This is a genomic window from Pradoshia sp. (assembly GCF_051873915.1).
GTDB lineage: Bacteria > Bacillota > Bacilli > Bacillales > Pradoshiaceae > Pradoshia.
The window spans coordinates 1-6,284 of record NZ_JBJEFJ010000170.1 but is presented as its reverse complement, the minus strand read 5'-3'; the positions used below and the strand labels follow the sequence as shown (position 1 = coordinate 6,284).

Annotated in this window: 4 protein-coding genes and 1 riboswitch; all 4 genes read left to right on the top strand. The window is 45.7% G+C overall.

The window, feature by feature from the left end; genetic code table 11:
- Positions 1–930 (top strand): AAA family ATPase (locus tag ACI35L_RS14895; RefSeq protein WP_439803201.1); only part of this gene is annotated, 930 nt, incomplete at its 5' end.
- Between the two features lie 2 nt (positions 931–932).
- A complete protein-coding gene (locus ACI35L_RS14890) occupies positions 933–2,150 on the top strand; it encodes a DUF58 domain-containing protein (RefSeq protein WP_439803200.1) in 1,218 nt (405 codons plus the stop codon).
- Positions 2,126–4,354, top strand: coding sequence for a DUF4129 domain-containing transglutaminase family protein (locus tag ACI35L_RS14885; RefSeq protein ID WP_439803199.1), 2,229 nt, complete (start codon positions 2,126–2,128; stop codon positions 4,352–4,354). The genes ACI35L_RS14890 and ACI35L_RS14885 overlap by 25 nt, the downstream gene beginning before the upstream one ends.
- A 41-nt stretch (positions 4,355–4,395) precedes the next feature.
- Positions 4,396–4,499, top strand: a riboswitch (purine riboswitch).
- Positions 4,500–4,740: 241 nt separating this feature from the next.
- A partial coding sequence (gene guaA / locus ACI35L_RS14880; RefSeq protein ID WP_439803198.1) for a glutamine-hydrolyzing GMP synthase occupies positions 4,741–6,284 on the top strand: 1,544 nt, incomplete at its 3' end.

Here is a 6,284-nt window from a genome sequence, read left to right as displayed (position 1 = left end):
ATTCAGAAGATTATTCAGAATGTAGAGAATGTGATTATCGGAAAGACAGAGGTAGCTAAACTGAGCCTTGTGGCACTTTTGGCCAAGGGGCATTTGCTATTGGAGGATGTGCCGGGTGTTGGGAAGACGATGCTTGTGAAGGCATTGGCGAAGTCCATTCAGGCTGATTATAAACGTATTCAATTCACCCCAGACCTCCTTCCGTCCGATGTGACGGGAATATCCATCTATAATCCAAAGGAGCATGAGTTTATGTTCCGTCCAGGTCCAATCATGGGCAATATTATCCTCGCAGATGAGATCAATCGTACTTCCCCTAAGACACAGTCAGCTCTATTAGAGGCAATGGAGGAACATCGCGTGACCGTTGATGGTGTCACCCATCGGCTAGATTCTCCTTTCTTTGTTATGGCAACCCAGAATCCAATTGAATACGAGGGCACCTATTCCTTGCCGGAAGCTCAGCTTGACCGCTTTTTGATTAAAACGAGAATGGGTTATCCTGATAGGGGTGATGAGGTGGTTATCCTGATGAATGCGCGGATGCAGGCTTCTACAGACAGCTTGGAGCCGGTCATTTCATTGAAGGAGATGGCAGACCTGCAGGAGGAGGTACAGAGCGTCTTTGTTGATGAATCGATTGCCAGGTATATTGTCGACCTGATGACAAAAACCCGTAATGATAAACGTGTGTATTTAGGAGTAAGTCCACGTGGTTCCATCGCCTTGATGAGAGCCTCTCAAGCTTGGGCCTTTATACATGGACGTAATTATTGCCTTCCAGATGATGTACAGCATCTCATTCCTTATGTATGCAGTCATCGGATTATCATGAAATCTGAAGCTCTTTATGAAGGAATTGATGCAGGGGCCGTCCTTAATGAGATTATGGCAAAGACACCTGTACCCGTACAAAGGCAAGTGAATTAACGATGAAGAAGCTCCGTTTACGATTGGAGAAATGGTCGAAGCTGATTATGCTCGTGTTTTTGCTGGCATTGACCTTTTCTTATGCGATGTTCCAAGGAGGGTTTGTCAGTTGGTTCCTCTTTTACAGCTTCCTCCCCTTTGGTGTGTATGCCTTAGTCATTCTTCTTTATCCATTAAATGATTTTCATGTTGAACGGATAGCAGGGGATGGTGCGCTTCGTGCGGGTGATTCGTTAGAGATGCGGATTCTCCTCAAACGACAGTATGCGGTGCCAATCTTGTACATAAGCGTGGAAGAGTTACTTCCGAGAAATCTTGATATTTCATCTGGCAGTGCAAAGAAGAATGCACTGGTTTTCATCGGTTTCAAGAGAGAGTATGAGCTTTCTTATACATTAAAGAATCTGGCGCGCGGGGAGCATGAGTTCTCCGATATCGTTCTGCGTACTGGTGACCTGCTTGGAATAGTAGAGAAGGAGCGGGTAGTGAAAGCGCAAGAGACAGTACTCGTTCTGCCTAGAACTGTCCAGCTTTCAATCCGCCAGTTTAAGAGCGAATATGAGTATGGGCAGCGTACCAATCTGTATAAGCACAGGCAAGAGACGTCGATGGTGTCAGGTATTCGGGATTATGAGCCTGGCGATCGCATGGTCACGATTGATTGGAAATCGAGTGCAAAGGGAGTGGGCCTCAAATCAAAGAATTTTGAGGAGAATCATAGCAGTGATAGTTTCCTGATGATCAATAGCATTAGTGAGTACCATGTATTCGAGGAGATGGTCACCTTTACAGCATCCTTGGCAGAGGCTGTGCTTGAGAAGGGAATGCGTGTTGGAATCTGGGCCAGGGGGGACCATGATCAATTGATTGAGGTGAAAGAGGGCAAAGTGCATCGTGAGCATATCTTGCATTTCCTGGCACGTCTGCAGGCATTGGAGATAGGGGAGTCTGCTTACGCTCCTCCGAACCGGTCGATTCCTGAGCATGCTTCATTAATCTTCATTACCTCAGAACTGAATATATCAATGGTGCAAGCCTATACACGTCTATCCGATAGGAAGCGCCCCTTGACTATTTTGTTCTTTCAGCAGGATGCGAAGAGGGGAATGGAGAAGTCTGAAGAGGATGCATATTATTATGCGGCGAATCATGGGGTAAATATATCTATCGTTCGCGACAAGAGTGAGTGGAATGTATGGAAGGAGCTGGGGAGACGATGATCAATCAAATGCATGCTGGTATACGCCTTCTTTTATTCTTCTTTACATTCCTGCTTTTCTTGGAATGGCTTAGGCCGGTTGAAGAGGTAACTGACACATCCAATATGGGTTATTTCATCGTCTATGCAGCCCTCCTCGTTGTACTTTATGCCTTTAAAGTATCATGGAAGTGGACTGTACCGGTCTCGTTCTTTTATATGAGCATTTGCTTATATATGCTCCATTACCGGGCTCTTACAATGATGGAGGATGAGAGCTGGCTTCGGCTGCTCTTTGTTGATCTGGCAGATGGAATCCGGGATTCATTCACAGCAGATTTGGATGGTCTGACACCTGGATTCCGAACGTTCCTTTTCCTTCTGATTATATGGATGCTCTGCTATCTCCTTCATTATTGGGTAATGGTAAAGCAGCGCCTCTTTTTGTTCCTGTTCCTGACCTTCTTGTACGTGACGGTGCTTGATACCTTCACACCCTATGATGGGGATGGGGCAATTGTTCGGCTTGTCATTTGTGGTTTTGCCGTGCTCGGTGCATTGGCGCTGATTCGTCTCTTTACCCAGCATGGCCTCCCTTATTCAATAAAGAAAATGGGTATCTGGGTTTCTGCGCTTGCGGGCATGATTACCTTAGGTGTATTGGTTGGCTTTGCAGCGCCGAAGCCGCAGGCTATTTGGCCGGACCCGGTTGCTTTCATTAAATCAACCTCAGAAAAGTATGGGTCTGACCGTAAGCGGATTGGGTATGGAGTGAATGATCAGAAGCTCGGCGGGGACTTCATTGGCGATAATTCAGTCGTGTTTACCGCAAAGTCGCCAGTTCGAACCAATTGGAAGGTTGAGCATAAGACCGTCTATACGGGTAAGGGCTGGTTAAGCAGCAGAAGTAATACTGCAGAGGCCATATATTATGATGATGAGAATATTGGTTTGTATGATTATATTGGAGAACTGGAGAATAACGAGTCAATAGCCGAACTTGATGTTGAAATTGACCATGGACATATTCCTTATCCAGATCCGATGTATATCCAAAGCATTTCCGTGAATGGAGATGAAGACCCGCAGGAATTACTCTATTCTGAGGGAACATCGCGCATAACGCCATATGAAGAGGAAGGTGTTGAGGGGGAGCGGATTGAAGAGATCAGTATTGCCTTCATGAGTCCGACCTTCTATTTGGATGCCTTGAGAGCGAATGGGAGGGAGGATTATGACGAGTCGTATTTAGGTGAATATACACAATTGCCTTCTTCGCTGCCGGAGAGAGTAAGGGATTTGGCTTTTGAGATTGTCTCTGAGAATGCAGAGTCAGATTCTGTTTATGACCAAGTCAAAGCAATTGAGGAATATTTACGGGGAGAGAAGTTTACGTACAGTCAGGCTGGAGTCGCTTATCCAGCTGAAGGTCAAGACTATGTTGACCAATTTCTGTTTGAGACAAATATCGGCTATTGTGATAATTTCTCAACTTCGATGGTTGTCCTGCTCCGTTCATTAGGAATTCCGACGCGCTGGGTAAAAGGGTATACAGCCGGGTTATCAACCTATGATAGTGCTGTGGGAGGCACAGTGTATGAAGTGACAAATAATAATGCTCATTCATGGCCGGAAGTCTTCTTCCCGAACACGGGCTGGGTGCCGTTTGAGCCGACGAAAGGCTTTAATCCGGAAGCGCGTTTCCTGGAGACATTTGAACAACAGGAACAAGAACAAAATGAGACAGAAGAAACAGAGCGGCAAGAAGAAGAGAGAACGACTGTCCCTGAGCGTTCGGATGAAGGCGGCAGCACAGACAAATCCTTTGACCTGGCTTCAATGGTTGATTTCTTGAAGGAATCGTGGAAAGCCGTTGCGGGCAGTGTGCTTGCATTAGGGATTTTGACTGCGATTATCTATCGCTTTAGGGGCAAATGGGTTCCGCGTCTTTGGGTATTCTATTATAAAAGGTCAAAATCAGACGAGAGATTCTCGAAAGCCTATCTGCGCTTGCTTGCTGAATTGGCCCGCTTCGGCATTAAGCGGCATGAGGGACAGACCTTGCGCGAGTATGCGCGATATGTGGACCAATTCTTTGGGACCGTTGAGATGAAGATACTGACAGCGGAATACGAGCGTATTCTTTATTCGGGGGCAGGTTCTATGGCAGAATGGCAGGAGTATGAAAAAACGTGGGAAAAGATGATTTTGAAAACAATTGCTTGACCTCTCTTTTCACTCACTGTTACAATTATGCGAGGTTAATATTACACAGCATCCAAACCCTTCATATAATTTCGGAAATAAGGTTCGAAAGTTCATACCAAATCACCGGATAAATGATTTGACTATGAGGGAAGAATATAAATGACTACTAGAATTCTGCAGGCGCATTATGGGGATTCTAGTTTTTCTTTATTCAACTTGCTCGGTCTAGAGCATGATTGAATGCGAGAGCGGCTTTGATGAGGATATATGGGAATTCGTTTCTGCACCGGCTAATGCCTGATGCTTTTGTTAGGACGAATGGGAGGATTAAGGGATGGATCATCCCCTTAGGATGATTAATTGCTTACATTAACCGATCTAAACTATCTAATGAGGTGAAAGCAATGGTAGAAACAACAGATCTTCCAATTCAGGAAATGGTTGTCGTCCTTGATTTTGGAAGCCAGTATAATCAGTTAATCACGCGGAGAATTCGTGAATTCGGTGTGTATAGTGAACTGCACCCGCACACTATCACCGTTGATGAGATCAAGAAATTGAATCCGAAAGGAATTATTTTCTCCGGAGGGCCAAACAGCGTTTATGATAAAACGGCTCTCTCTTGTGATGAACGCATCTTTGATTTGGGCATTCCAGTCATGGGTATTTGCTATGGCATGCAATTAATGACACAGCACTTCGGCGGGAAGGTAGAGCGTGCCAGCAAGCGTGAGTACGGCAAATCTGACATCCATGTCAACCATGAATCCGTCTTGTTCAAAGGTCTTCCAGAAGATCAAACAGTATGGATGAGCCATGGTGACCATGTTGTAACAGCACCAGAAGGATTCGCGGTCGATGCAACGAACCCATCATGTCCGATTGCGGCAATGAGCGATGACAGCCGCCAGCTATATGCGGTTCAATTCCATCCGGAAGTACGCCACTCTGAATACGGAAATGACTTGCTTAAAAACTTCGTATTTGGCGCATGTGGCTGTAAAGGCGACTGGTCTATGGCCAACTTCATCGAAATGGAAATGGAGAAAATCCGCCAAACGGTTGGGGACAAGCAAGTTCTTTGCGCACTCAGCGGCGGTGTAGATTCCTCCGTTGTAGCTGTATTGATCCATAAAGCCATCGGTGACCAATTGACATGTATCTTCGTTGATCATGGTCTTCTACGTAAAGGCGAAGCAGAAGGCGTTATGAAAACCTTCAGCGAAGGCTTTAACATGAACGTTATCAAAGTAGACGCGAAAGAACGCTTCATGTCTAAGCTTGCTGGTGTCAGCGACCCAGAACAAAAACGTAAAATCATCGGTAACGAATTCATCTATGTATTCGATGATGAAGCAACTAAATTAGAAGGTATTGATTACTTAGCGCAAGGTACACTCTATACAGATATCATTGAGAGTGGTACAGCAACTGCGCAAACAATCAAATCCCACCACAATGTCGGCGGGCTTCCTGAAGACATGCAATTCCAATTGATCGAACCATTGAACACACTCTTCAAAGACGAGGTTCGTGCACTAGGAACAGAAATGGGCATTCCAGATGAAATCGTTTGGAGACAGCCGTTCCCAGGCCCAGGTCTTGGAATCCGCGTTCTTGGCGAAGTAACAGAAGAAAAGCTTGAAATCGTCAGAGAATCTGATGCCATCCTTCGCGAAGAAATCCGCCTTGCTGGACTTGACCGCGACATTTGGCAATACTTCACCGTGCTTCCTGACATCCGCAGCGTCGGCGTCATGGGCGATGCACGCACATATGATTACACAATCGGAATTCGTGCCGTCACTTCCATCGATGGAATGACATCTGACTGGGCACGTATCCCATGGGACGTGCTTGAGAAAATCTCTACACGTATCGTAAACGAAGTCGACCACATCAACCGCGTGGTGTATGATATTACATCTAAGCCGCCTGCGACGATTGA